Origin of the sequence: Arthrobacter sp. CG_A4 (assembly GCF_035985125.1) — a bacterium.
Taxonomy (GTDB): domain Bacteria; phylum Actinomycetota; class Actinomycetes; order Actinomycetales; family Micrococcaceae; genus Arthrobacter.
Genome location: NZ_JAXCID010000025.1, coordinates 33,245 through 58,881, shown reverse-complemented (window position 1 = coordinate 58,881; position 25,637 = coordinate 33,245). Strand labels below are relative to the sequence as shown.

At 66.0% G+C, this 25,637-nt stretch carries 25 protein-coding genes; 16 read left to right on the top strand and 9 right to left on the bottom strand.

The annotated features are described in order from the left end of the window. Window positions 1-170: 170 nt before the first annotated feature. On the bottom strand, window positions 171-770 hold the full coding sequence (locus tag RCH07_RS12000) for a DUF3043 domain-containing protein (protein ID WP_326967698.1): 600 nt from the start codon (window positions 768-770) through the stop codon (window positions 171-173). A 107-nt stretch (window positions 771-877) separates the two neighbouring features. On the opposite strand from RCH07_RS12000, the gene RCH07_RS11995 reads away from it, so the two are divergent. The 6 genes from RCH07_RS11995 (at window position 878) to RCH07_RS11970 (ending at window position 7,057) form a co-directional block, all read left to right on the top strand. Continuing rightward, a complete protein-coding gene (locus tag RCH07_RS11995; RefSeq protein ID WP_326967697.1) occupies window positions 878-2,308 on the top strand; it encodes a dipeptidase in 1,431 nt (476 codons plus the stop codon). A gap of 173 nt (window positions 2,309-2,481) precedes the next feature. Continuing rightward, window positions 2,482-2,871: a HesB/IscA family protein gene (locus tag RCH07_RS11990; protein ID WP_326967696.1), complete on the top strand. Its 390-nt coding sequence runs from the start codon at window positions 2,482-2,484 to the stop codon at window positions 2,869-2,871. Window positions 2,872-3,069: 198 nt separating this feature from the next. Further along, window positions 3,070-3,942: an aa3-type cytochrome oxidase subunit II gene (gene ctaC / locus RCH07_RS11985; protein ID WP_326967695.1), complete on the top strand. Its 873-nt coding sequence runs from the start codon at window positions 3,070-3,072 to the stop codon at window positions 3,940-3,942. Between the two features lie 10 nt (window positions 3,943-3,952). Continuing rightward, on the top strand, window positions 3,953-5,677 hold the full coding sequence (gene ctaD, locus RCH07_RS11980) for an aa3-type cytochrome oxidase subunit I (protein ID WP_326967694.1): 1,725 nt from the start codon (window positions 3,953-3,955) through the stop codon (window positions 5,675-5,677). Beyond that, window positions 5,674-6,075 (top strand): cytochrome c oxidase subunit 4, encoded by a 402-nt coding sequence (locus RCH07_RS11975; protein ID WP_326967693.1) that lies wholly within the window; start codon window positions 5,674-5,676, stop codon window positions 6,073-6,075. Before ctaD ends, RCH07_RS11975 begins: the two co-directional genes overlap by 4 nt. 193 nt (window positions 6,076-6,268) lie before the next feature. Next, window positions 6,269-7,057 (top strand): GntR family transcriptional regulator, encoded by a 789-nt coding sequence (locus RCH07_RS11970; protein ID WP_326967692.1) that lies wholly within the window; start codon window positions 6,269-6,271, stop codon window positions 7,055-7,057. 148 nt (window positions 7,058-7,205) lie between these two features. On the opposite strand, the gene qcrB is transcribed toward RCH07_RS11970, so the two are convergent. From qcrB to ctaE, 4 genes are all read right to left on the bottom strand, one after another. Next, complete coding sequence (gene qcrB, locus RCH07_RS11965) at window positions 7,206-8,885, bottom strand: cytochrome bc1 complex cytochrome b subunit (RefSeq protein WP_326967691.1); 1,680 nt, start codon at window positions 8,883-8,885, stop codon at window positions 7,206-7,208. Continuing rightward, window positions 8,863-9,933 carry a cytochrome bc1 complex Rieske iron-sulfur subunit gene (qcrA, locus tag RCH07_RS11960; RefSeq protein ID WP_326967690.1) on the bottom strand — a complete coding sequence of 357 codons (1,071 nt, stop codon included), beginning with the start codon at window positions 9,931-9,933 and terminating at the stop codon, window positions 8,863-8,865. The genes qcrB and qcrA overlap by 23 nt, the downstream gene beginning before the upstream one ends. A gap of 103 nt (window positions 9,934-10,036) precedes the next feature. After that, window positions 10,037-10,825 (bottom strand): cytochrome bc1 complex diheme cytochrome c subunit, encoded by a 789-nt coding sequence (gene qcrC / locus RCH07_RS11955; protein WP_326967689.1) that lies wholly within the window; start codon window positions 10,823-10,825, stop codon window positions 10,037-10,039. Between the two features lie 87 nt (window positions 10,826-10,912). Further along, window positions 10,913-11,587, bottom strand: coding sequence for an aa3-type cytochrome oxidase subunit III (gene ctaE / locus RCH07_RS11950; RefSeq protein ID WP_442784824.1), 675 nt, complete (start codon window positions 11,585-11,587; stop codon window positions 10,913-10,915). 112 nt (window positions 11,588-11,699) lie between these two features. Between ctaE and trpD the strand changes: the two genes are divergently transcribed. Next, window positions 11,700-12,755 carry an anthranilate phosphoribosyltransferase gene (gene trpD / locus RCH07_RS11945; RefSeq protein ID WP_326967687.1) on the top strand — a complete coding sequence of 352 codons (1,056 nt, stop codon included), beginning with the start codon at window positions 11,700-11,702 and terminating at the stop codon, window positions 12,753-12,755. 51 nt (window positions 12,756-12,806) lie between these two features. Here the strand turns inward: trpD and RCH07_RS11940 are convergent, their stop codons facing one another. After that, entirely contained in the window at window positions 12,807-13,088 is a 282-nt protein-coding gene (locus RCH07_RS11940) for an Lrp/AsnC family transcriptional regulator (RefSeq protein WP_326967686.1), read from the bottom strand. Window positions 13,089-13,215: 127 nt separating this feature from the next. Then, window positions 13,216-13,614, bottom strand: coding sequence for a DUF3054 domain-containing protein (locus RCH07_RS11935; protein ID WP_326967685.1), 399 nt, complete (start codon window positions 13,612-13,614; stop codon window positions 13,216-13,218). Window positions 13,615-13,926: 312 nt separating this feature from the next. Here RCH07_RS11935 and RCH07_RS11930 point away from each other — a divergent pair, with 312 nt between their 5' ends. The 4 genes from RCH07_RS11930 to RCH07_RS11915 all read left to right on the top strand — a co-directional run bounded on the left by RCH07_RS11930 (window position 13,927) and on the right by RCH07_RS11915 (window position 18,417). Further along, the gene (locus RCH07_RS11930) at window positions 13,927-14,403 is read left to right on the top strand and encodes a VOC family protein (RefSeq protein ID WP_326967684.1); all 477 of its coding nucleotides are present in this window, start codon (window positions 13,927-13,929) and stop codon (window positions 14,401-14,403) included. 803 nt (window positions 14,404-15,206) lie between these two features. After that, the gene (locus RCH07_RS11925) at window positions 15,207-16,460 is read left to right on the top strand and encodes a type III polyketide synthase (protein ID WP_326967683.1); all 1,254 of its coding nucleotides are present in this window, start codon (window positions 15,207-15,209) and stop codon (window positions 16,458-16,460) included. A gap of 18 nt (window positions 16,461-16,478) precedes the next feature. Continuing rightward, the gene (locus RCH07_RS11920; RefSeq protein WP_326967682.1) at window positions 16,479-17,192 is read left to right on the top strand and encodes a class I SAM-dependent methyltransferase; all 714 of its coding nucleotides are present in this window, start codon (window positions 16,479-16,481) and stop codon (window positions 17,190-17,192) included. Beyond that, on the top strand, window positions 17,185-18,417 hold the full coding sequence (locus tag RCH07_RS11915; protein WP_326967681.1) for an FAD-dependent oxidoreductase: 1,233 nt from the start codon (window positions 17,185-17,187) through the stop codon (window positions 18,415-18,417). The genes RCH07_RS11920 and RCH07_RS11915 overlap by 8 nt, the downstream gene beginning before the upstream one ends. 17 nt (window positions 18,418-18,434) lie before the next feature. On the opposite strand, the gene RCH07_RS11910 is transcribed toward RCH07_RS11915, so the two are convergent. Then, on the bottom strand, window positions 18,435-18,839 hold the full coding sequence (locus RCH07_RS11910) for a nuclear transport factor 2 family protein (RefSeq protein WP_326967680.1): 405 nt from the start codon (window positions 18,837-18,839) through the stop codon (window positions 18,435-18,437). Window positions 18,840-18,905: 66 nt separating this feature from the next. Here RCH07_RS11910 and RCH07_RS11905 point away from each other — a divergent pair, with 66 nt between their 5' ends. Beyond that, window positions 18,906-19,919: a hypothetical protein gene (locus RCH07_RS11905; protein WP_326967679.1), complete on the top strand. Its 1,014-nt coding sequence runs from the start codon at window positions 18,906-18,908 to the stop codon at window positions 19,917-19,919. A gap of 9 nt (window positions 19,920-19,928) precedes the next feature. Further along, complete coding sequence (locus tag RCH07_RS11900; protein ID WP_326967678.1) at window positions 19,929-20,600, top strand: peptide deformylase; 672 nt, start codon at window positions 19,929-19,931, stop codon at window positions 20,598-20,600. Between the two features lie 19 nt (window positions 20,601-20,619). Here the strand turns inward: RCH07_RS11900 and RCH07_RS11895 are convergent, their stop codons facing one another. Further along, entirely contained in the window at window positions 20,620-22,701 is a 2,082-nt protein-coding gene (locus tag RCH07_RS11895; RefSeq protein WP_326967677.1) for a S9 family peptidase, read from the bottom strand. A 143-nt stretch (window positions 22,702-22,844) separates the two neighbouring features. On the opposite strand from RCH07_RS11895, the gene RCH07_RS11890 reads away from it, so the two are divergent. From RCH07_RS11890 to RCH07_RS11880, 3 genes are all read left to right on the top strand, one after another. Then, window positions 22,845-23,708, top strand: coding sequence for a methyltransferase domain-containing protein (locus RCH07_RS11890; protein WP_326967676.1), 864 nt, complete (start codon window positions 22,845-22,847; stop codon window positions 23,706-23,708). A gap of 145 nt (window positions 23,709-23,853) precedes the next feature. Beyond that, window positions 23,854-24,315: an NfeD family protein gene (locus RCH07_RS11885; RefSeq protein WP_326967675.1), complete on the top strand. Its 462-nt coding sequence runs from the start codon at window positions 23,854-23,856 to the stop codon at window positions 24,313-24,315. 99 nt (window positions 24,316-24,414) lie between these two features. Then, complete coding sequence (locus tag RCH07_RS11880; protein ID WP_326967674.1) at window positions 24,415-25,425, top strand: SPFH domain-containing protein; 1,011 nt, start codon at window positions 24,415-24,417, stop codon at window positions 25,423-25,425. Window positions 25,426-25,637: the final 212 nt, after the last annotated feature.

Here is a 25,637-nt window from a genome sequence, read left to right as displayed (position 1 = left end):
CCCCGGAGCATGATTAATGGCAGAATCGGACATCGTGGCTCCCGTATGGGTAGATCAGTCTTGGAGGACCGAACTACTCAAACAGGAGCCACGCCTACTTAACCCGGTGACACGCCGATCTCCCACAGCCTTGACGCCGGACCCAGGCCGCTAACCGAACGGCATTGGGTTTAGGCGGGGTACTCGCCGCGCCCGACCTGGGGCTTGGGGAGGCGCAGGCGGCGGAACTGCAGGGAGCGCATGGAGCCGTACCAGACGGTACCCCGCTCGATTTCGCCGAACTTCCCGGCCAGCCGCTTCCTGAGTTTGCGGGACAGGATATAGACGTCGACGAACACGGCCAGGAACATCACCCAGAATCCGCCCAGCACATAGATCATCTGCTCGCTGGAGGCCGGCACGAGCAGGGAGACCACCACGAAGATCAGCGCACCGAACATAAGGTATTCGCCGAGGCTGAAGCGGGCATCCACGTAGTCGCGGGCGAAGCGCTTCTGCGGGCCCTTGTCCCGCAGCGGCAGGAACTTCTCGTCCCCGGTGTCCATGGCCTTACGCATCTTGACACGCTGGTCCTGGACGGCGGCGCGCTCGGCGGCCTTGGATGCCTTGCGGTCCTCCGGCACGAGAGGCCGCCTTCGGGCGGCCACCTGGGCGCTGCGCTTGGGCGTGGGCGCGCCCTTGCCGATGGCGGCGGTGCGGGCCGAAGCCTCGGCCGTCTGCTGGTCAACTACATCCTGCGCCGAGGGCGCTGCTTTATTTCGTCCAAACACCCTTACAGAATACCCCGCGGCGGCGGGCGCGGGACCCGGCCCGCAGGCCGCCGGATCCGGTGCCCGGGCTGTTTGTGCAGATCCTTCGCCCGGGTAGTGTCGTGGCCATGACTTCATCACCCGCGGTGAACCCGCAGACCTCCACCGGTTACGCCGGAAACTTCGACGCCGAAGCCCTCCGCCGCGCCGTCAGCGAATCGTTCGACACCACGATCGCCCAGCTGAAGGACCTCGTCGCCATCCCGGGCATCGCCTGGCCCAGCTTCGACCCGGCCCCGTTGAACGCCAGCGCCGACGCCGTCGCCGGGCTGGTCCGCGCCGGCGGCTTCGATGATGTCCGGATCCTGCGGTGCGACAAGGAGGACGGCACACCCGGCGGCCCTGCGGTGGTCGCCCGCCGTCTTGCCGCTGAAGGCAAGCCGACCGTCCTGCTCTACGCCCACCACGATGTGCAGCCCACCGGCGATCTGGCGCTGTGGGAAACGGAGCCGTTCACCGCCGTCGAACGCGACGGCCGGCTCTACGGCCGCGGCGCGGCAGATGACAAGGCCGGCATCCTGGCCCACATAGCCGCCTACGCCGCCGTGACGCGGGTGCTGGGCGATGACCTCGGCCTTGGCGTGACTTTCTTCTTCGAAGGCGAGGAGGAAGCCGGGTCCCCGACCTTCCGTTCCTTCCTGGAAACCCATCGGGAGCTGCTGCGCGCCGATGTGATCGTCGTCGCCGACTCGTCCAACTGGAAGGTGGGCATCCCGGCCCTCACCACCAGCCTGCGCGGCCTGGTGGACGGCACCGTTGAGGTCCGGGTCCTGGACCACGCCGTCCACTCCGGCATGTTCGGCGGGCCGGTATTGGACGCCCCAACGCTACTGTCCCGCCTGATCGCCACCCTGCACGACGACGACGGCAGCGTCGCGATCGCCGGCCTGGTCAGCGGCGACGACGTCGGGGTGGACCTCACCGAAGAGGAGTACCGTGCCGACGCCTCGGTGCTCGACGGCGTCCGGCTGGCCGGCACCGGCTCCATCGCCTCGCGGCTGTGGACCAAGCCGGCGCTGTCCATCATCGGCTTCGATGCGCCGGCCGTGGACGTCGCCTCCAACACCCTGCTCCCTTGGGCGCGCGCCAAATTCAGCATGCGGCTCGCCCCCGGACAGGATCCGGTCGAGGCCATGGCGGCCGTGCGCAGGCATGTCGAAGCCAACGCCCCCTTCGGTGCCCGGGTGGTCTTCACCCCGGGGGAGAGTGGCAACTCCTTCCGCACGGACACGTCATCGACGGCCGCCGGCGCCGCAATGTGGGCCCTCGGGGAGGCATGGGGCGTACCGGCCGTTGAGATGGGAATAGGCGGCTCGATCCCCTTCATAGCGGACCTGACCGAGCTCTACCCGGACGTGCAGATCCTGGTGACCGGCGTGGAGGATCCGGACTCCCGCGCACACAGCGCGAACGAGTCCCTGCACCTGGGGGACTTCCGGAACGCCATTGTTGCCGAAGCGCTGCTGCTGGCCCGGCTGAACGAGGACGGGCTGGCCTAGGCTGATTCTCCGCCCGGCCGGGTTCCCGGGAACATCCAGCCCGTCGGGAGGGTTACGCCAGAAGTTAGAGCTGCACCCCTGATCGACGTAGCATGTAGCTATAGCCAAACCGTTTAAGTAGAGGCGCGCACCGTGTGAGCGGTGCAGCCACCACCGTCGTCAGAAGGTAGGCCATGAGCACTACAACCAATGAAAACAGCGCCGACACCACCGCCGCAGCGGGCGGGGAACTGGCCGCCCACGAGGTCAAGCTGACCGACGTCGCTGCCGGCAAGGTCCGTAGCCTGCTCGAGCAGGAGGGCCGCACCGATCTGCGCCTCCGCGTCGCCGTGCAGCCCGGCGGCTGCTCCGGCCTGATCTACCAGCTTTACTTCGACGAGAGGGTCCTCGACGGCGACGCCGTCCGGGACTACGACGGCGTCGAGGTTGTAGTCGACAAGATGAGCGTCCCCTACCTCAGCGGGGCCAGCATCGATTTCGAGGACACCATCTCCAAGCAGGGCTTCACCATCGATAACCCGAACGCCGGCGGCTCCTGCGCCTGCGGCGATTCCTTCCACTAGGGCCGGGAAATCGCCCGGCCCGGGGGCCGCAGGAAGCACAACGAGCGGGCGCAGTAAAAAGGTCCCGACGCACGGCGCGGACTTGTGGGCGAAAACTCGCGGGGAGCGGTAAGCTCTACATCGAGTAGTAAAACTTTTCGTGTGTCCTGACCGCCACTTCGCGGCCCGGGCGACAGCAACAAGTAGGAAGGTCCGTCTGTGAGTTCGCAGAACCGAACCGGCAGCCGACGCAAACAGATCACTACGATCACTGGCTTGGCACTTGCCGGCGCGTTGGCTTTGACTGGATGTTCACCAGAGGTACAGAAAGGGTGGCTGCCCACTGAACGTGGCACCACCAGCAACACTGACCGCATCATGGACCTCTGGGTCAACTCATGGATCGCCGCGCTGGTGGTCGGGATCATTACCTGGGGTCTGATGATCTGGTGCATCGTCGCGTACCGGCGGCGTAAGGGCACTGTTGGGTTCCCCCGGCAGAACAGCTTCAACCTGCCCCTCGAGGTTTTCTACCTCACGATCCCGCTGTTTATGGTCCTGGTGTTCTTCTACTTCACCGACCGCGACCAGCAGGCGATCGACAACCGCGCCCAGCCCGCCGACGTCGTCGTGGACGTCCGCGGCAAGCAGTGGGCCTGGGACTTCAACTACAAAAAGGGCGACGTCATCCGCGAGGATGTCTACTCGGCAGGCGTCCAGACAAATCTCACCGGCGAGGCTGTGGACAAGGAAAAACTGCCCACCCTCTACCTGCCGGTAAACAAGTCTGTCGACCTCGAGCTGAACGCCCGCGATGTCATTCACTCTTTCTGGGTTCCCGCCTTCCTGCAGAAGCGCGACATGATCCCCGGGAAGACCAACTACATGAGGTTCACCCCTACCAAAGAGGGAACCTACGACGGCAAGTGCGCCGAACTCTGCGGCGAGTACCACTCCGAAATGCTGTTCCGCGTAAAAATCGTCTCCGACGCCGAGTTCCAGGCACACCTGGAGAAGCTCCGCCAGGACGGCAACACCGGCGCGCTCGGCGAAGAGTACGACCGCAACCCGGCCCCGACCGAAACCAAGTAAGGGGAGCGACGTGGCAACCACCTATTCTCAGCCCTCCGGGACCCTTGAGGCTCCCGTAGTACCCAAATCCAAGGGACGCATCGTCGTCAACTGGATCACCTCAACCGACCACAAGACCATCGGGTACATGTACCTGATTGCGTCTTTTGTGTTCTTCTGCTTCGGCGGTGTGATGGCGCTGCTGATCCGCGCCGAGCTGTTCGAGCCCGGCATGCAGATCCTGCAGACCAAAGAGCAGTACAACCAGCTGTTCACCATGCACGGCACCGTTATGCTGCTGATGTTCGCTACCCCGCTCTTTGCCGGCTTCGCCAACGTCATCATGCCACTCCAGATAGGTGCCCCGGACGTTGCCTTTCCGCGGCTGAACGCACTGGCCTTCTGGTTCTTCCTCTTCGGCTCCACGATCGCCGTGTCCGGCTTCGTCACCCCGCAGGGTGCGGCGTCGTTTGGCTGGTTCGCCTACGCGCCGCTGTCCAACACGACGTTCAGCCCGGGCGTGGGTGGGGACCTCTGGGTCTTCGGCCTGGCGCTCACCGGCTTCGGAACCATCCTCGGTGCAGTCAACTTCATCACCACCGTCATCTGCATGCGTGCCCCGGGCATGACCATGTGGCGGATGCCGATCTTCACCTGGAACATCCTCGTCACGTCAATCCTGGTCCTGATGGCTTTCCCGCCTCTGGCCGCCGCCCTCTTCGCCCTCGGCGCTGACCGACGCTTCGGTGCCCACATCTTCGACCCGGAGAACGGCGGCGCCGTCCTCTGGCAGCACCTGTTCTGGTTCTTCGGACACCCCGAGGTGTACATCATCGCGCTGCCGTTCTTCGGCATTGTTTCGGAGATTTTCCCGGTCTTCAGCCGCAAGCCGATCTTCGGCTACAAGGGCCTGGTCTACGCAACGATTTCCATCGCGGCCCTCTCCGTGACCGTCTGGGCCCACCACATGTACGTCACGGGTTCGGTCCTGCTGCCGTTCTTCTCCTTTATGACGATGCTGATCGCCGTTCCCACCGGGGTGAAGTTCTTCAACTGGATCGGCACCATGTGGCGGGGATCGATCACCTTCGAAACTCCTATGCTGTGGAGCATCGGCTTCCTGGCGACGTTCCTTTTCGGCGGTCTGACCGGCATCATCCTGGCCTCCCCGCCGCTGGACTTCCACGTTTCGGATTCCTACTTCGTCGTCGCCCACTTCCACTACGTGGTGTTCGGCACCGTGGTGTTCGCGATGTTCGCCGGCTTCTACTTCTGGTGGCCCAAGTTCACCGGCAAGATGCTCAACGAGCGCCTCGGCAAAATCCACTTCTGGATGCTGTTCCTGGGCTTCCATGGCACCTTCCTTATCCAGCACTGGCTCGGCGTCGAGGGCATGCCCCGCCGCTACGCGGACTACATGCCGCAGGACAACTTCACCTGGATGAACCAGTTCTCCACCTACGCCTCCTTCCTGCTCGGCGCCTCGCTGATCCCGTTCTTCTGGAACGTCTACATCACCTGGCGCAGCAACGAACGGGTCACGGTGGATGACCCCTGGGGCTTCGGCGCCTCCCTCGAATGGGCCACCTCCTGCCCGCCCCCGCGCCACAACTTCACCTCACTTCCCCGGATCCGCTCGGAACGTCCTGCACTGGACCTCCACCACCCCGAGCTGTCCCAGTCGTACACCGTTGAATCGCCAGGCCCGGCAGCGGCAGCGCTCGGTAACGCCGATCAGAAGGACACCGCACAGTGAAGATCGAATCCAGGATTTTTGGCTACGGAGCTTTCTTCTTCGTCCCCGTTGCGGTCATTTACGGATTCCTGACCGACTGGACCGAATGGGTTGGATCCCTTGGCATACTGTTGCTGGGCGGCCTCTCCGGCATGGTCGGCGCCTACCTCGCCTTCACGGGCAAGCGTGTCGGCATGCGCCCCGAGGACCGTAGCGACGCCGAGATCCACGAAGGCGCCGGTGAACAGGGTCACTTCAGCCCCTGGAGCTGGTGGCCCCTGGTCCTCGGCCTGGCCTGCGCCGGCGGGTTCCTCGGGATGGCCGTTGGCTTCTGGATTGTCTACATTGCGGCCGGTCTTGCACTCGTCGGATTGGTCGGCTGGGTCTACGAATACAGCCGCGGAGACCACGCGCACTAACGTCCCGTAGGAATTTTTAGCGCTGACGACGGCGGGCCCCACCACAATTGTGGGGCCCGCCGTCGTCCGCGTTGGGAGCGGAGTGCGTTTTCTGGGATCGAGGCGGCACTTTGCCGGACCGGGCCGGCGGTGGTCTAGACCGGACCCGGGTTGTTCTACGCTTAGTGCATGAACGAACGCACCAGGCGGGGCCATGGGGTCTAACGCGGCAGCGATGACCGGCGAGATCGACCGGCAGAGCGGCACACCCATCTATGTCCAGCTCCGGGAAATCCTCCGGGCCCATATTGTGAGCGCCTGCCCGCCGGGTTCGGCACTGCCGTCCGAGCGCGATCTGGCGGGGCGGTTCGGTCTCGCCCGGATGACGGTCCGCCAGGCCATCGACGCCCTCGTGGGCGAGGAGGTGATCGAGCGCGTGGTGGGCCTGGGCACTTTCGTCCGCAAACCCAAGCTCGACCTTCAGGTCAAGCTGACCTCGTACAGCGAGGAAATGCAGCGCCGCGGCATGGTCCCGGCAGCCAAAGTCCTCAGCTTCGAGCAAATTGGCGCCAGTGCCTTCCTGGCCCGCGAGCTGCAGCTGGAGGAGGGGACGCCGCTGGTACGGTTCCGGCGCCTGCTGCTGGCAGACAACGAGCCGATGAGCGTCGACGAGAACTTCATCCCGGCGCATAGAGTGCCGGGACTGCTCGACGGCGAACCGCCCAGCTCGCTCTACAACATGCTGAGCGAACGCTACGGCCTCGTGATGGAGTGGGGCGAGGATATGATCGAGGCGACGGCCGCCTCGCCGTCCACCGCGCGTCTGCTCAACGTCGAGGTGGGATCCCCGCTGCTGAAAATCCAGCGTCACGCCTTTGTGGCCCGGGCGATGGTCGACTACTCGGTGTCCTACTACCGGGCCGACCGGTACAAGCTGTGGGTGCCGTTGCAGCGGCCCGGTGTCCGCCCGACGCGCAACTACGCCTCGGGCTACCGCCAGTAAGCAACGCGAGGTCACTTAGCGCCCATGATCCGATGCGGCATGGGCGCTAACTGACCCCGCGTTGTGGTTTGTGGGGGGTACGCCGGAAGGCCCGGTCCTGGTGGGCCGGGCCTTCCTGTTCTGCCGTGGAGTCTGCTCTGCAGTGGAGCTAGCGGCTGAGGGTCTTTTGGGAGTCTTCGGCCGCAATCGCCTCGTGTCCGCCGTGGTGGCCATGAGCCGCCTCAAGCTCGGCGGGCGTTGCCGGTGCCACGCGGTCTTCGAAGAACAGCTGGGAGAGCTTCGCGCGGCGCTTCTCTTTCCTGTCCACGATCCCGTGAGCGTTCGGTTCAGCCGGGAGCGGCGAGGGGGACTCGAAGCCGACCAGCTTGTAGCGCTTGTACTCGTCCAACGGGGCGTGGACCTCGATGAACTCACCGTGCGGCAGGCGTACGATGCGGCCCGTTTCGCGGCCATGGAGCGCAATTTCGCGGTCCTTGCGCTGTAGGGCCAGTGCCACGCGCTTCGTCACGACGAAGGCGATGACCGGGCCGATGAAGAACAGTGCGCGGAGCCAGTAGGTTACGTCGTTCAGCGACACGTGGAAGTGCGTGGCGATGAGGTCCGAGCCGGCCGCTGCCCACATGACGCAGTACCACACAAAGCCTGCCATGCCGATGGCCGTCCTCGTCGGGGCATTGCGCGGACGGTCCAGGACGTGGTGTTCGCGGTTGTCCTTGGTGATCCAGCGTTCGATCCACGGGTAGGTGAACAGGACGGTGAAGATGATCCCTGCCGGCACAAGGGCCGGGAGGAGCACATTCAGGGTCAGCACCTGGCCGAAGATCACGTACTCCAGGGGGAAGCTTCCGATGACGCCCGGCATCAGGCGCAGGGCCCCATCAACAAACCCGATGTACCAGTCAGGCTGTGTGCCTGCGGATACGGGGGAGGGGTCGTAAGGGCCGTAGTTCCATATCGGGTTGATGGTGAAGAAGCCCGCCATAAGGGCCACGACACCGAAGACGATGAAGAAGAAGCCACCGGCCTTCGCCGCGTAAACCGGGCCGAGGGGGTAACCGACGACGTTGCCGTCGTTGCGTCCCGGACCGGGGTACTGCGTGTGCTTGTGCACCACCACCATAAACAGGTGCATCACGATCATCAGGAGGATGAGCGCCGGAACGAGCAGGATGTGGAGCATGTACAGCCGACCGATGATGACCGTGCCGGGGAACTCCCCGCCGAAAAGGAAGAACGAAATGTACGTGCCGACCACAGGGATGGCCTTGATGACGCCGTCAATGATTCGCAGTCCGTTGCCGGAGAGCAGATCATCGGGGAGAGAGTAACCGGTAAAGCCGGCGGCCATCGAGAGGATGAGCAGGACGCCGCCCACCACCCAGTTCATTTCGCGGGGTTTGCGGAAGGCACCGGTGAAGAACACGCGCAGCATGTGCACGGACACCGAGGCAACGAACAGCAGTGCGGACCAGTGGTGGACCTGGCGCATAAACAGACCGCCGCGGACATCAAAGGAGATGTCCAGCGAGGAGCTGTAGGCCACTGACATCTCGACGTTCTTCAGCGGGGTGTAGGAGCCCGTGTAGTGCGTCTCCGCCATGGACGGATCGAAGAAGAAGGTCAGGAACGTGCCGGAGAGCAACAGGATGACGAAGGAATACAACGCCACTTCACCGAACATAAAGGACCAGTGGTCCGGGAAGACCTTGCGGCCGAATTCGCGGAGGATACCGGATCCGCCGACACGCTCGTCAACATAGTCAGTGATGCGGCCGCCCTTGGTCTTGGCGACGAAGGTGGGGGCATTAGCTGGTGATGTTGCGCTCATGCTCATCACGCTCCCAATAGCTAGGTCCAACAGGTTCTTTGAAGTCGCTGGTAGCGACCAGGTAGCCCTCGGAGTCAACTGCGATCGGCAGCTGCGGGAGTGGCCGGCTGGCCGGGCCAAAGATAACCTTGCATTCCTGGGTCAGGTCGAAGGTTGACTGGTGGCACGGGCACAGCAGGTGGTGGGTCTGCTGCTCGTAAAGAGCGACAGGGCAACCAACGTGGGTGCAAATTTTGGAATAGGCGACGATCCCGTTGTAGCTCCAGTCCTCGCGGCCTGCGGAAGGCTTGAGTGACTCGGGGTTCAGCCGGATCAGCAGAACGACGGCCTTGGCCTTCTCATTCAGTTTGCCTTCAACCAACTTGTTGAGGCCGTCCGGAATGACATGGAAGGCGGAACCGATGGTGACATCCGAGGCCTTGATGGGAGTCCCATCGGGATCGCGGGTCAGGCGCTTGAACTTGCCCTCCTCCGGAGCCCACATGGTGTGAGCAAGTTTGTCGTCCGGGCGCGGGCCAAGGTCACCGAAGACGGCGAGGGCCGGCAGCGGAGCCAGCGCGACGGCGCCCAAGAGGGTGTTGCGGATGAGCGGCCGGCGCTTGATGCCGGTTTCCTCCACGATGTCGTCAACGATGCGGACCGCCGCAAGGCGGTCTTCCTCGGTCCGGATCGGATGGCGCTCTTCCGAGACCTCATGGTCCGGCATCAGGGCCTTCGCCCAGTGCACAATGCCGGTGCCGATGCCGAGCATGGCAAAGGCGGTACCGAGGCCCAAAAGGGCGTTCTGCAGCCGGATGGTGGCGATCGTGGAGTCATCCCCCAGATCGATTGCAAAGTAGGCCACCAGAAATATCAGGGTGCCAACGACCGATGCCCCGAAAAGTAGGGCTACCTGCCGCTCTGCTCGCTTTGCGGCCCTCGGGTCCGTGTCAGCCAGGCGCAAACGGTGCGGGGGAATTCCAGGATCCTGGAACTTCGCCACCTCATTCTGACCAGCCGTAGCTACGGTGCCCGAGTGGTTCGGACTGCCGTCACTATGGTTGCCCATAATTCGCCTCATCCCTCTCTCGTCCCGGCGGTTGCCGGGTTAGCTTTCAGTTCAAACTGCTGACGTGTCAGCAGAAAAATTCATACGGGTGTTGCTGATCCGGTCAGGATGCCCGGGACGTAAGCCAGATAGTGAAGGCGACAATCACGCCGAGGCCTGCAATCCAGACAAACAGACCTTCGGATACCGGTCCCAAAGCTCCGAGATCGGCGCCGCCGGGGGACCCGCTGGCTTCAATCTGCTTCAGGAAGGTGATGATGTCGCGCTTGCCTTCGGGGGTAACGTTCGCGTCGGAAAAGACCGGCATGTTCTGCGGGCCGGTAACCATGGCTTCGTAGATGTGCTTGCCGGAGACGTCCGCGAGGGCCGGGGCGAATTTGCCCCTGGTCAGCGCGCCGCCGGCGGCGGCAGCGTTATGGCACATGGCGCAATTGACGCGGAACAGCTCACCTCCTGCGGCGGCGTCGCCCTTTCCGTCGAGGAGACCTTCCTCGGGGATGGACGGGCCAGGGCCGAGCGAGGCCACATATGCGGACAGCTGATGGGTCTGCTCGTCATTGAACTGGACGGGCTTCTTTTGGGCCTGCGGGCCGTTCATCTGCATGGGCATACGGCCGGTGCCGACCTGAAAGTCAACCGCTGCGGCGCCGACGCCGACGAGCGACGGTCCCGCCTGCGACCCGCTGGCACCTGTCCCGTGGCAGGTGGCGCAGTTGGCGGCGAAGAGTTTGCCGCCTTCTTCCGCATCATTTGCGGTGAAGCTGGTAGTGGCGGCTTTGGCCTGGTTGACGGTGGTGGCGACGGCGTACAGCCCACCAGTGACCAGGAGGCCCATCAGCAGCAGTGCAATTGCTGCCAGTGGGTGACGTCGCTTCTGCGAGAGTGCCTTCACGTGGTGGTTCCTTTTTTCGATCCTGCGGTGGCTCGGGGAGCCGCTTCTATAAATTCTACCTCTTGTAGAAAGAGAACCAGTTCCTGGCTACTTGAGGACGTAGATGACCAGGAAGAGGCCGATCCACACAACGTCGACGAAGTGCCAGTAGTACGAGGTGACGATGGCGGAGGTCGCTTCGAAGTGGCCGAACTTCTTCGCGGCGAAGGAGCGGCCGATGATGAGGAGGAAGGCAACCAGGCCGCCGATAACGTGCAGGCCGTGGAAGCCGGTGGTGATGTAGAAAGCTGAACCATAGGCATTGGAGGAGAGCGAGACGTGCTCGGAAACGAGCAGTGCGTACTCGGTCGCCTGGCCGGCCACGAAGATTGCTCCCATGATGAATGTCAGGGTGAACCATTCGTTCATGCCCCAGCGGGTGAAGCTGAGGGAGCCGCCGCTTCGACGCGGCTGGAGCCGCTCAGCGGCAAAGACACCCATCTGGCAGGTAAACGAACTTGCCACGAGGATGATCGTGTTGACGAGCGCAAAAGGGAAGTTGAGCTTTGCCGTCTCTTCGGCCCACATCTGTCCCGACGTGGAACGGAGTGTGAAGTACATGGCGAAGAGACCGGCGAAGAACATCAACTCACTGGAGAGCCAGACGACGGTTCCAACAGAAACCATGTTCGGGCGGTTCAGCGTCGGGTGCGCCGGGGTACTGGGGGCTTGGGTCGCAGATGTCACATAGACATTATGTCCGTAAAAGTTCCTTCTGCCCAACGCAAACCGCGTTTTCGGAGGACTTTTTCTACAAAGACGCGAATTCGCGCGGAAAAGTTCCCGGGCCCGTTCATATTGGTCATAGCCAGGGGCACCTCGGTAGCATCAGGAGGTGACTTCTCAGGCATCCCCACAGGCGGCCGGCAACTGGCCGCGGCTCATCAACGCACTCATCGGCGGGACGGACCTCACGGCGGGCAATACGGAGTGGGCGATGAACTCGATCATGTCCGGGGAGGCCACCCCCGCGCAGGTTGCCGGCTTTCTGGTGGCGCTGCGCTCCAAGGGGGAGACGGTGGATGAACTGGCCGGTCTGGTCGAGGCGATGATCACAAACGCCAATCCCATAGCTATCGCCGGCGAGAAGCTTGACATCGTGGGCACCGGCGGAGACCAGCAGAACACCGTCAATATCTCCACGATGGCAGCCCTTATTTGTGCAGGCGCGGGCGCGAAAGTGGTCAAGCACGGCAACCGTGCGTCGTCGTCCACGGCCGGCTCCGCCGACGTACTCGAAGCCCTCGGCGTCCGGCTGGACCTGCCGATTCCGCGGGTAGCCCTCAACGCCGAAGAAGCTGGCATCACCTTCTGCTTCGCCCAGGTGTTCCACCCCTCCATGCGTCACGCCGCCGTCGCCCGCCGGGAGCTGGGGGTGCCCACTGCCTTCAACTTTCTCGGCCCCATGGTCAACCCGGCGAATGTCCAGGCCTCCGCGGTGGGTGTCGCCAACGAGCGGATGGCCCCGCTGGTGGCGGGGGTGCTGGCCAAGCGCGGCAGCCGGGGACTGGTGTTCCGCGGCAATGACGGCCTCGATGAGCTGACCACCACCGGCCCGTCCCACGTCTGGGAAATGCGGAGCGGTGCGGTTACGGAAAGTGTGTTTGATCCACGCGTGCTGGGGATCCGTCAGGCGACGCTGGAGGAGTTGCGCGGCGGAGATGCCGCGGCCAATGCCGCCGTCGTGCGGTCGGTACTCGCCGGCGGGCATGGACCTGCCCGCGATGCCGCACTGCTCAATGCTGCTGCCGGTCTCGTGGCTTTCGACCTGGACGCGACGGGCCCGCTGGCGGAGCGGATGGCCGCCGCTATGAAGCGCGCCGAGGACTCCGTCGGATCGGGTGCGGCGGCGGCCGTGCTGGACCGGTGGGTCGCGCTGTCACGCAACTGAGCTGCCGCACGCGGTGGTCCGGCGCTCATTTGTGCCCCGTGCGAGGTGTGTTTACTGTTCGAAGCCCAGGGCGAAGGCTGCGTCGAGGTCGTGCTGCGAGTAGGCGCGGAACGCGATGTGGGTGGTCGTGTGCACCACGGCGGGGACCTTGGAGAGCTTGTCGGCGATGACGTCCGCGAGGTCCTCGTGCTTGGCGACCCTGGCAATGGCGATCAGATCCCATTCGCCGGTGACGGAATAGACCTCGCTGATACCGTGGATCGCGGAGATTTCTTCCGCCGTCTCGGGGATGCGGGAGGCGTCTGTCTTGATCAGGACAAATGCGGTGACCACGTATGAACCTTTCCGGATCTGTTGCGCCGTTGCCGGCCGGCTGACCGCCCAGGCTGATTGCACTTGGCTGATTGCCGCCGGTTGATAGCTGCTGGCGGCCCGGCCCTTTCCCTGCAAGCCTAGTGCATCAGCCCTTGGGTTGGCGGGCCCTGAACCGCCGAAAACCGGCGGCGAGCAGGCGGTAGCCGACCAGGAAAAGACCCACGGCGAGCAGCGCGACGATCACGAACGGCAGTACCACGGTCTGCCCGGTGGCAGCGCGCAGCAGCATGCCGATGGTCACCGTCCCGAGCCAGACGCCGACGCCGGCCGGCCAGGGGGCGAGGGGAGCGCGCCAGACGCGCAGGGCAAGCCAGGAAACGGCAGCCCCGGTGAGGAACGGCCAGGCGGAGGTGAGGACTCCCGCGATGATCTCGCCGCGCTGGTGCGCGTCCCGGCCGATCGCGGCAAAAGTAAGGATAAGCGCAGCGTCGGCTATCGCCGCCAGAACAACTGCACGCCGTCCGGCTACCGGGCCGGAGCCCATTCCGGATCCGGATACGGCTGCGGAGCGATTTGCGGAAGGGCGGGGGAGTGGCGGTGAAGACGAAGGCATAGGTCCTAGCCTAGCCGCGCCGGTTGGTCGCGGCGGGTCAGGCGGTCGTCGTCGCCGTCTTGTGCGGTGAAGCCCGTCAGAACGACGGCGGCAACGCGGTCGGTCCCCGCCACGGCACCCATTCCCCGGACAGTGCTCCATGCCGTTGTGCCGTTGGACCCGCGCGACTATGCTCGGGCTCAAATCCCCGGATCGCCGCCGTCCATCACCCCGCGGCACCGGCCGAACGGAAGACGGTTTGCCGTGAGCGAAAAGATCACCACCTGCCTGTGGTTCGATCATCAGGCGGAGGATGCTGCCGGGTTCTATGTGTCTGTCTTCGACGATGCCAGGGTGCTCGACGTCGCCCGCTATGGCGAGGGTGGTCCCGGACCAGACGGCCAGGCCATCACCGTCCGCTTCGAAATTGACGGCAGAACTTTTACGGCGTTGAACGGGGGACCGGCGTTCACATTCAACGAGTCGGTCTCCTTCGTGATCGACTGCTCCTCGCAGGAAGAAGTGGACCGTTACTGGTCGGCACTGAGCGACGGCGGATCAGAAAGCCAATGCGGCTGGCTGAAGGACAGGTACGGCGTGTCCTGGCAGGTCGTTCCGGCCGTGCTGGGCCAGCTGATTGGCGGCCCCGATCCGGCGGGCTCCCAGCGTGCCATGCAGGCGATGCTGGGGATGCGGAAGCTGGACATCGCAGCGCTGCAGAACGCCTACGAAGGGCGCTAAGCCGGAAGCGGACCGGATCTGCAACGCTTCCGCTGTCGGGAACGCTGGAGAGAACGCTGACGACGTCGGACGGGGCCTCTTCAGAGCCGGCACGGAACGCCGTGACCGAGACAATCATCGTCGAGAGCGGGGACGAGGCGCTGATAGACGGCTGCCTGGGCGGTGCGGCATCGCCTTCACTGTCCTGGTCAGCGGTCTGCAATCCGTCGTCGCGCGGGCGGGCGGGCGCGGGGGGCGGGCGCGTGGGGCGGGGGCATTCCTCCGGTGCTGCCGGCGTCGGGGGGACCTGCGTCGGTCTGGTTGAACTGACAGAAGTGATAACGGGCGCTTGCCGCGCTACGCTTTCGACGCGCGAGAACCGTTGTTCCGGGCGCTCTGTCCGCACGAGGGGAAAGTTCTGCGCCGGCGGAACGGTTGAGGTTTAGCCGCTGCCGACGGCGTCACGGAGCACGGCCGTGAAGCTCACCCTATTCCGTAGTTAACGTAGATGACCTGGCCGTTGGCCCAATGGGAGGCAATTAAACCGAGCACGGCCTGGGCGATATCCTTCGGCGACGCCGTGGCCGCGGAGTCCACGGGCAAAGATCAGGGTGAGTGCCTCTACGGCCGTTGGAAGTTCAATGAAACCAAGGTGGGCCTTGTGCCTGAGTTGCTACTTGACATAATGTTGATTATCGGCGCTTCGGGAAGGCGTGCGGGGAGGGCTGCGAAAGCCGGGGTCGCCAGCACAGTTCACCGCCGTGACGCAGCTATTGTGCAGGCCGGTCCATTGTCTTATCCGGCAGCCTCACTGAGAATGAACCATGAAGGTCTACCTGAGGTCCCTGGAAACTGCTGTCCCGCCAACTGTCCTGATCCAAAGCGAAGCCCGTGATGTGTTTGCTGCCCAGCCGGGCCTGACGAGGCTGGGAACGCGCCTCGTGGCCACCTGCTTTGACTCGGCTGCCATCGACACCCGGTACACGGCCGTCGAGGAGCTGACCAGGGACAGCCGGGCGGAGAATCCGCGGTTTTTCAATTCCGGCACCGGCCTGCTGCTCAGCCCCAGCACGAAGGTCCGCAACGAAATTTTCGCCACCGAGGCAACAAAACTCTTCATCGAAGCCGCACGGAAGGCACTGGGCGCCTGCCCCGGCATCGACTTACTTGACATAACTCACCTCGTGACGGTCTCCTGCACCGGATTCTTCAACCCCGGTCCTGACTACAAAATTGTCCGGGCCCTAGGCCTGAACCCCGCCGTCCAGCGCTACCACCTGGGGTTTATGGGCTGCTACGCCGCGTTCCCTGCCTTGCGCGCCGCCAAGTCCTTCTGCGAGGCGGACCCGAACGCCGTCGTCCTTGTTGTCTGCGCTGAGCTTTGCTCCCTCCACGTCAGGACCTCGAACGATCCGGACACCATCATGGGATCGGCCTTGTTCGCCGACGGCGCCGCTGCGGCCGTGATCACGGCTAGGAACGTCCCGAACGAACCGGCGCTCATGCAGCTGGACCACTTCGAGACGGTCCTCACCCCTGTGGGTGAGGAATCCATGGCGTGGAATATCGGCGACGAAGGTTTCGAGATGGTCCTCGGAAACTACGTCCCGCACATCATCGATGACCACATTATCGGCGCCCTGGAACCCCTGCTCGCCCGGGAAGTCTCCCTCCTCGGACTCCCCTACCGCGACATCCGGCACTGGGCCATCCATCCCGGCGGCCGCAGCATCCTCGACAAGGTCCAGTCCAGGCTGGAGCTGAGCGACGAGCAATTGGTCCCGGCCCGGGAAACTCTCCGCAACTTCGGGAACATGAGCAGCGCCACCGTCCTGTTCGTGCTCCGGCATATCCTGGATCTGCCGCCCGCGGATGGCGACGACGGGGATGAGCGGATCTGTTCCATGGCCTTCGGGCCAGGACTGACCGTGGAAACGGCCCTGTTTACCAAGATCAGGAGTCCGCGCCGCGCCGACGACGGGCAACTCGACGCCGGGCAACTGGACGACGGGCAACGGGACGCCGGTTCCGTTCCTGCGGCGGAGGCTGCTGCCCAGCCGGAATCCGCGCTGGCTTAGGACGCTGGCCTGGATACTATGGAACTCCTGCGGGAACGTGCGGCATTCGCCGTGGAGGAAATGGACCGGCCCGGCTGCGACCCGGTGCGGCTGGAGCGCACCTATGCGCAGTTCGCGCTGGTCAACCGGGTGGTGTCCGGCTGGCGGGGCATCTATCTGAGCCAGCTGCGGCCGCGGCTCCGCGACCGCTCCGCGACCACGCTGCTGGACATCGGCTGCGGCGGCGGGGATGTGCCGGTCATGCTGTCCCGCTGGGCCGCACGGGATGGACTCCGGCTCCAGATCACTGCCATCGACCCGGACCCGCGCGCCAGCCGCTTCGCCGCGAAACGGAACTCCGCCGCAGGCGTGGACTTCCGGCAGGCGACGTCGTCCCAGCTTGCCCGCGAAGGCCGCAGCTATGACCTTGTCGTGTCAAACCATGTGCTGCACCACCTCGCCGCCGACGGGCTGCCGGCATTCCTCGCCGAGTCGGCGGCGCTCTGCCACGGCCGCGTCATCCACAACGACCTCAGGCGCAGTCCGGTTGCCTATGCGCTGTTCTTCGCAGCATCATGGCCGTTCACCGGGTCCTACATCAGGCAGGATGGGCTCACCTCGATCCGGCGCAGCTACACCGCGGCCGAGCTGCGGACCTCCGCTCCCCCGGGCTGGATGGTCGCCCGCACCTCCCCCTACCGGAACCTGCTGATCCTCGACAAGAGTCCCGACACAGGCGCTCCCGGTGGCTGAGGTACTGATCATCGGCGGCGGGCCGGTGGGACTGTTCATGGCGGCCCTGCTGCTGCAGAGCGGAGTGAGCGTCCGGGTGCTCGAACAGCGCACCGGGGGTGAGCGGCACTCCCGGGCCATCGGCATCCATCCGCCGGCGCTGAAAGCATTGGAGCGGATCGGCGTTGCCCGGGAACTGATCGGCCAGGGCGTCCCGATCCGACGCGGTGTCGCCGTCGGCGGTGGGGACCTGCTCGCCGAAATGACGTTCGCCGGCGTGTCGGACAGCTTTCCGTTCGTCCTTTCCCTCCCCCAGACGCGCACCGAGGCGGTCCTCGAACAAAGAGTCCGGGAGCTCGATTCCGGGGCCGTGCACCGCGGCGTCCGGTTCACCGGTATGCGTGAGGACGGCGGACGGGTCACGGTGGAAGGCAGTTCATCCGCCGGTCCGGTCCGGTATTCGGCGGCACTGGTGATCGCCGCCGACGGGGTCCGCTCAGCGGTGCGGACGCAGCAGGGTTCGGCCGTGCGGGCCAAAGACTATCCGGACCGCTACCTGATGGGCGACTTCGCCGACAGCACCAGCTTCGGTCCTGACGCGGCCCTGTTCCTGGAACCCGGCGGCATCGTGGAGTCGTTTCCCCTGCCCGGGAAGCTGCGCCGCTGGGTGGTCCGGCTGGACGGTAGCCCTCCCGGCGGCCCTGCCGACGTCGGCCACGCGGGCGGCGGCCCTGCCGACGGCGGCCACGCGGGCGGCGGCCCTGCCGACGGCGGCCACGCGGGCGCCGCATCCGGCATGGACGCGCGGTGGCTGACGGAGCGCGTCCGGGAACGGACGGGAATCTACGTCGAGCCGGGCAGCAACAGCATGCTCAGCGGCTTCGGTGCCCGTTCGCGGTTGGTCCGGCACATGGTCACCGGCCGCACCGTGCTGATCGGGGACGCCGCGCACGAGGTCAGCCCCATCGGCGGCCAGGGCATGAATTTGGGCTGGCTCGACGCCGTCGCCCTGGCGCCGCTCGTGTGCGACTGGCTGCAGGGTGCCGCCGTGGGCGCCGGGTTGCGGGCCTTCGAGCGGAGCCGGCAACGCGCGGCCGCCAGGGCGGCAGGGCAGTCCGAGCTAAATATGGCGCTGGGCCGGCCCCTGGCGGGAGGACCGCTGCGGGTACGGAACCGCGCCATTGCGGCGGCCGCCGCACTTCCTGCCGTCAACGCCTTCGCGGCCCGCCGGTTCACGATGCAGTGATCGGCCCGGTCAGTGCCTCAAGCCGTTGTGTAGTAGCAGTCGTAGCTGTCCTGGCTGATTATCCTGCCGTCCCGCACCTCAAAGACCGACGCGGTCCTGGCCCGGATTTCCTCGCCCGCATCCCAGTGCGGAAGATCCATCAACAGCGTTGCAGACCACTCCGCCTCCACCACCACGCGGCCGCCGTCACAGCTTGTCCGCCGCACGTCGAAGCGCTGCCCGGAAACGACCTGCCCGCCCGCGTCCGCTCCCGCCAGGGCCTCCGCGCGGTTGCGGGTTGACCCTTGCGGGGCCAGCAGGTGGGGAGCCTCGGTCAGGATAAAGTCAGCGGCGAGGAAGGCCCCGATTTTCTCCGCCCCGCCGCCCGCTTCGATGGCCCGCAGCAGACCCAGCACGCAGTCCAGGGGTGTCTGTGGCGTCATGGACTGAGACTAGCCGATGTCCCTTGGAAACGAGTCGGCGGGCTGCAGCAGGAATACACTGGCCGCATGCGCAGCTGCATCCAGAACGTCCGACGGCGGATAGCAGGACGCCCGCGTCGCCGTCGCACAGCGGCCAGGGCCACGGCAGGAAACGCCACATCGGTCAGGGCCACGGCACTCAGCACTGCCACCGCCCTGGGCCTCCTTGCTGTGGCCGCCGCCTGCAGCGCAGGCACCGGTGAAAGTTCCGGAACCGGCAGCGCAGGTGCACCAGCGACGGCCGCCGTAGCCGCCGTCAGCGCGGAGATCAACCAGCTCCGTGACAACTACGGCAAGCAAATCGTCGCTATCCAGCTCACCAACAACACACCCGGGGCACTGACAGTCCTGGGAGCGGAGCTGGGCAGCGCACTCTTCGCCGCAAGCATCGCGTGGCAGCCTCCGGCCGGCGGAATCGACCTCCCGCCCGGCCAGGCCAAGATCCTCGCGGCGCAGCTCCCCGCACCGGCGTGCGGACCCCGGACAGACCAGTCGCCGGGCGGCGCAACGGTGACCCTCCGCATGGCGGCGGCGCCGGGAACAGGACCCGCCACGACCCTGCCCGCCGCCGATCCGTACGGTGTGCTGGCCCGGAACAACGCGGAAATGTGCCTCGCACAGGCGGCGGCCGCCGTCGCCGCCATCCGGCTGGAACCGGAACTGGAGGTATCCGCCGATGCCCGCAGCGCCGTCGTACGTCTTGCCATCGCCCCCCGGAGCACCCCGGGCGCCGTGAACCCGGGGGCTGCCGGCACGCTGACGATCGACCGGATTGACGGCACCACCCTGCTCGAAGAAGACCCCGCCGCCCCGTGGCCGCGCTCCGTTTCGGTGGTCCCGGGCGGGAAGAGCCAGGAACTCCGGCTGGGGATCCGGCCCGCGCGCTGCGATCCGCATTCGGTGGCTGAGGACAAAGTGGGGACGCTGTTGCCGCTCCGGGTCCATGCCGGCGGGCGGGACGGCGTCCTGAAGATCGACGCGGGCGCACTGCTGCGGGGACGCATTTACGAGTTTGTCAGCACGGCCTGCGGACGCCAGTAGTCTGATGCCATGTCAACAGAGGCCAAGCCCACGGACTTCAGCGCCGCCCGCATCCACGAAACCGTCCAGCAGATTCTCCAGGCCGGCGTGCTCCCGCCGATTGTCCAGGCCGGACATCCGGTCCTCCGGCAAGTGGCCGTGCCGTTCGACGGCCAGTTAAGCGACGCGGAACTGGGCCAGCTGATCGATCTGATGCGCATGGTGATGCACAAGGCGCCGGGCGTCGGCCTGGCCGCCCCGCAGCTCGGCATTCCGCTGCAGCTCGCTGTCATGGAGGACCAGGTTGAGCTCGACGCCGACGTCGCGGCCACCCGGGGCAGGAAACCGCTCGACTTCTTCGCGATGCTGAACCCCGGCTATCAGCCCCTGGGCGTCTCGTCCGCGGCGTTCTACGAAGGATGTCTGTCCCTGAACGGCCTGCAGGCGGCAGTGTCCCGGCCCGAATCCGTCCGGCTCGACTACACCGGCGCCGACGGAACCCGGACGCAGCGCGACTTTAGCGGCTGGCAGGCGCGGATCGTCCAGCACGAGACGGATCACCTGCACGGGATCCTCTACCTGGACCGGGCCGAGCTGCGCTCCATCAGCAGCAACGCCGAGTACTCCGCCCGCTGGGACCAGCCGGATATCGATCATGCCCGGGAGGGTCTCGGATTCCTGCCCGCCGTTCCGGGCGCGTAGCAGCGCAGCGGCCCGCGCCTCAAGCCTGCGGGCCAGGCGCCGGATTCGCCGCGGTCGGGAGATGGCGGGCCCACCATTGCAGGATGTGGTCGAATCGCTCCCTCCGGTGGTGCGGGGTTCCGGACCGTGAGAGCTCATGGTTTTCGCCCGGGAAGACGAGGAACGCGGCCTCGACGCCGAGCTGCTTAAGGGCGGTGAAGTAGCGCTGGCCCTGTTCCACCGGGCACCTTAGGTCCTCCTCGCTGTGGATGACCAGGGCCGGAGTGCGGACCTGATCCACCCGCGCCATCGGGCTCTGGGCTGTCATCTGCTCCGCGGTGCGGCCGGTGTATTCACCGCCGAAGAACCAGCCGATGTCGGAGGAGCCGGTGAAGCTGACGGGGTCCAGGAAACCGCGCTCCACAATGGCCGCCCGGAAACGGTGGTCGTGGCTGATGGTCCAGGCGGTGAGGTAGCCGCCGTAGGAGCCGCCCATGATGCCCAGGGCGCCGGCGTCGAGCTCTCCGAACTTCCCGAGGGCGCCATCCAGGAAGGACAATGCGTCCTGCATATCCAGCGTACCCATCTGCTCCTTGATGGCCCGCCCGTGCGCCTGGCCGTAGCCGGCCGATCCGCGCGGATTGCACATCAGCACGGCGTAGCCCGCCCCGGCATAGACCTGCGCCTCGTCCAGGAGTGCCCCGGTGAATTGAGCGAAGGGTCCGCCATGGATGTTCAGGAGCACCGGATGCGGTCCCTGGCCGGCCGGCATCACGAGCCAGCCATGGACGGGATACCCATCTGCGGAGGGGAAAGTCAGCTCCTGTGGTTCGATGATCCCGGCCTCGGAGCGCAGCGCTGCGGAGAAATCGGTCAGCAGGCGCAACCCGCCGCCGTCGAGCACCGCCACGTCCCCGGCGGTGGCAGAGTCACTGAAACTGAGCACCAGCGACGCGCCGCCGGCGGCTGCACCGGTGATCACGCGGTCTCCGTGCACCAGGAGGGCATGGGTCCCGGTGGCGCCGAACTGGTGCAGCTCGACGGTCCCTTGCGCGGTGTTCATCAGCAGGGCGCCGTCCGGACCGTGCAGCTCAATGCGGCCGGTTGCGCTCAGGTCCATGGTTTCGATGTCGCTCAGCACCATAGCTTCCCCGCCCGCGGCCGGCATCACATACAGCCCGGTGTTTCGGGCCACGAAGTTCTGGCCGGACTCGCCGAGGTCCTGGGCGAGGAAGAACAGCCACTTCCCGTCCCGGGACTCGCGCGCCGCGGTGACGGTCTGCCGGCCGGTGTTGGCCGGGGAGACCGCCTGTGGTTCCCCTCCCCCGGCATCCTGCCCAACCGGGATGCGGTAGACGCCGCTGGCCAGATCGGAGTCGCTGCCCTCGTGCAGCGCGGCGGTGAAGTAGATGCTCTGCCCGTCCGCGCTGAAGCTGGCGCTGTTGTGGTCCGTTGCGGCGGTTGTCAGCTGTGCCGCGGCCGGCAGCAGATTCCCGCTGTCGCCGTCGGCCGCTTCGCCGGGCGCTGCTTCGCCGGCGGCCGGTGCGCTGCGTGCCGTGAGCGCCCGGCCTGTGGGCGCGACCTTCGGTTCCGCGTCGAGGTCCGGGATTTCCACCAGAAAGAGCTGCAGCGGCTTGTCCGCGGTGTAGCCGACGCCGTTCATCCGGTATTGGTAGTCCGTGATCATCCGGGCATTCTCGGCGCCGGCGGAGACGCCGTCGATAGTGCCGTACCGGCCCTGCTCCGGGGTCCGGGCGCTGAACACAATGCTGTGCGAGCCGGGTGACCACGCGAACGCTGAAACCCCCAGCCGGGCATGGGTCACCTGCTGCGGCTCGCCGCCGGCTGACTCGACGACATACAGCTGGGGTTTGCCGCCCGCGGCGGCGCGCAGGAAGGCCAGCACCAGCCCGTCGGGCGAGAAGTCGGGCGCTGTGTCCCGGAATCCCCGCGTCAGGCGGCGCGGTCCACTGCCCGGGGCCAACGGGACATTCCATAGCTGGCCCACGTAGGCGTCGGCGTCGAAATCGGGGCGGGTCACGGACACCACGGCCCGGGACCCGTCCGGTTGCACGGCGGGAGAGGAAACGGAATTCAGCAACGGCAGAAGTTCAGATTTCACCCTTGCGAGCCTATCCCCTGATTCGCAAGCAGTGAAACAGCTCACGTCCACGGCCTGCCCCCGGCGGCCGCTGGTCCCTTCCCTCGGCCGGCCCCGGGAGCCGACCCCGGAGCCGGCCCCGCGGCCGCCCTAGGATGGACAGTATGCTCCCCGCTTCCGCTGCCGCCCTGCTGTGCCCGGTCTGCCGCGGGAGCCTCAGGCTCAGCGACGACGGCGGCCGCAGGCTCCTCTGCCGGGCCGGCCACAGCTTCGATGCCGCCAGGCAGGGATACTTCAACTTCCTGGTCGGCAAGGGGACGGTCTTCGAAGCGGACGCGGCGGACATGGTGGCGGCACGCTTCGATTTCCTCTCCGCCGGCCACTACCGTCCCCTCGCCGAAGCCGTGGCGGCACTCGCGGCGCCGGCCCTGGCCGGGCCCCGTTCGCTGGTGCTCGACGCCGGGACCGGCACCGGCCACTACCTCCGGGCGGTGCTGGACCGGATGGCGGCGGACGGTAGGCCGGCCACGGCCGTCGGGCTGGACATTTCGAAATTCGCGCTCCGCAGGGCGGCCAGGTTGAACCCGGAGGCGGTGAACCTGGCCGCCGACGTCTGGCAGCCGCTGCCGGTGGCCGACGACGCAGTGGACGTGGCCATCGTGGTCTTCGCACCCCGCAACGCGGCGGAGTTCGCCCGTGTGCTCCGCCCCGGCGGACGCCTCGTTGTTGTCACGCCCCGGCCCGGCCACCTTGCGGAGGTCGCCGGACAGACCGGCATGCTCGGGATCGAACCCGCCAAGGATGAGCGGCTCACCGCCGCACTCGAGGGCTCTTTCACCGCGCTGACCACCAATGACCTGGATCTGCAGCTTTCGCTGGGTCCGGACGACGTCGCCAGGCTGGCTCTGATGGGGCCGGCCGGGCACCACCTGGACCGCGGATCCCTGGCTTCCCTGACGGCGGGCCTGCCGCCGCTGACCCACGTGTCGGCCCGCTTCCGGCTTAGCGTTTTCGAGCCGCGTCCCTGAATCTGCGTCGCGCCGCGAGGTAACGACTTGGCCACAGTGGCCGCCAAATTTCCGCTGCCCTCGGCATGCCTTGCCCTTCGGCTTAGGATGGACTCACAGCAACTGAGGGTCTGCACCGCAGCTCCCGGGAGCGAAGGGGGAACAAATGTTTGAATGGCTGGCCGAAAATTTGTGGGCGCTCTGGCTCGCTGTCTTCCTCACCTTTGCGGTGGTGGAGATGCTCACCCTCGACCTCTTCTTCATTATGCTCGGCGGCGGCGCCCTGGCCGGGCTGGTTGCCGACTTTGCCGGCGCGGACTTCTGGCTCCAGATTGTCGCTTTCTGCGTAGTGGCCCTGCTCATGATCGGTTTCGTCAGGCCCGTCGCGTTGAAACACCTCCACAAAGGACCGGCGGAACAACGCAGCAACATCGAACGGCTGATCGGTGAATCAGCCCTCGTTATGGAACCCGTCAGCGCCAGCGGCGGCCTGGTCAAAATCGGCGGCGACATCTGGAGTGCCCGCTCGGAAGCCGGCCTCCTTGCCCCCGGCCAGCGCGCCGTGGTCAGTGCGATCGACGGCGCCACCGCCGTCGTTGCCCCGCAGCCGGAGACGGCGGTCCAATAGCACGCGCAAAGTTTCCCGTGGCCGCGACCGGCACCGGGATCGCGGCGGGACTTCGCCGCAAACCGTAGTTTGACCACATATCTGGGGAAAAGGTGAAGTATGGATATCGCAGTCGCAATTGTGCTGCTGGTGCTCGTTGCGTTCGTAATTATCGTGCTGGTCCGCTCGGTGCGGATTGTCCCGCAGGCGCGGGCCGGCGTCGTCGAACGGCTGGGCAAGTACCAGCGCACGCTGAACCCCGGCCTCACAATCCTGATCCCGTTCGTGGACCGGCTGCTGCCCTTGCTGGACCTGCGTGAACAGGTGGTCTCCTTCCCGCCGCAGCCGGTGATTACCGAGGACAACCTGGTGGTTTCGATTGACACGGTGGTGTACTTCCAGGTCACCGACGCCCGGGCGGCCACCTACGAGATTGCCAACTACATCCAGGCGGTCGAACAGCTCACCACTACCACACTCCGCAACGTCGTCGGCGGACTGAACCTCGAAGAAGCCCTCACCTCCCGGGACCAGATCAACGGCCAGCTCCGCGGCGTGCTGGACGAGGCTACCGGCCGCTGGGGCATCCGTGTCTCCCGGGTGGAGCTCAAGGCGATTGATCCGCCGCACTCCATCCAGGACTCGATGGAGAAGCAGATGCGTGCCGAGCGTGACCGGCGCGCCGCCATCCTGACCGCGGAAGGCACCAAGCAGTCCGCCATCCTCACCGCTGAGGGCCAGCGGCAGTCTTCGATTCTGAAGGCCGAAGGTGACGCGAAGGCCGCGATCCTCCGGGCCGACGGCGAGGCCCAGGCCATCCAGAAGGTGTTCGACGCCATCCACAAGGGCAATCCGGACCAGAAGCTCCTCGCATACCAGTATCTTCAGGTACTGCCGAAGATCGCCGAGGGCACGTCCAACAAACTCTGGATCATCCCGAGCGAGGTCGGTGAGGCACTCAAAGGAATCGGCAACGCCATTGGCGGGCACAAGCCCGGCCAGCCCGCGGATGGCCTATTCGGTCCGGACTCGGACGCCGCACAGCCAAAGACCCCGGTAAGCCCGGCAACTGCGCCGGCAGCCGCGCCAGCAGCCGGCGCTGCTGCTTTCCTTGCCAAGCCGGAGGCCTGATCCCGCAAGGAACCTCATCCCGCAGGAAAGGGGCGGCACCCGCACAGGCGGGCGCCGCCCCTTACTGCGCCGCCCCTTGTCTGTGCCCGGCAGCCGCCGGAAAAACGGCCTGACAGGCTTTACCCGGGGGGCACTGGTCCCGTATAGTTGAATATTTGTCCGGCCGGTTCAACCGGCCGGAACAATTAGGCCTCGCAAAGCGTTTAATCCAG